Below are 339 nucleotides of genomic sequence, written 5' to 3'. Positions count from 1 at the left end.
CGAGCCTCCGAGACTACTTTATACGTGGTATCTAGGTATTTATCTGTCATTTTACCCTTGCGGGTAACTCTTTTATCAAAATCAACCGCTCGTTGACTTTTACGCTTTTGGTATTCTAAGTGACAGTATTTATCATAAATATCAACTTTGTTGATTAGGCAACATCTAAAGAACATAACACTATCTAGTCCTTCTTTTGACCATACGCATGGTCTCGAACTATCTCTTTCAGCAACCCAATGACTTATACGTGCTTCTGTTGAGTCACCACAATAATTTTCATCTCGAATATTATCTATCTGTTTACTGTTTCTTAGCAGATAGTTAAAGCTTTTAGTA

1 protein-coding gene is annotated in these 339 nt (G+C 35.7%); it reads right to left on the bottom strand.

Going from position 1 to position 339, the window contains the following annotated elements; translation table 11 throughout:
- The coding region (locus FC36_RS12185; protein WP_420843338.1) for a hypothetical protein at positions 1-339 on the bottom strand (339 nt) is incomplete at both ends.

The sequence above is a fragment of the Ligilactobacillus equi DSM 15833 = JCM 10991 genome (assembly GCF_001435735.1).
In the GTDB taxonomy this organism is placed as follows: Bacteria; Bacillota; Bacilli; order Lactobacillales; family Lactobacillaceae; genus Ligilactobacillus; species Ligilactobacillus equi.
Note: the sequence above shows the minus strand (reverse complement) of the source record. Positions and strands in the feature narration are given on the sequence as shown.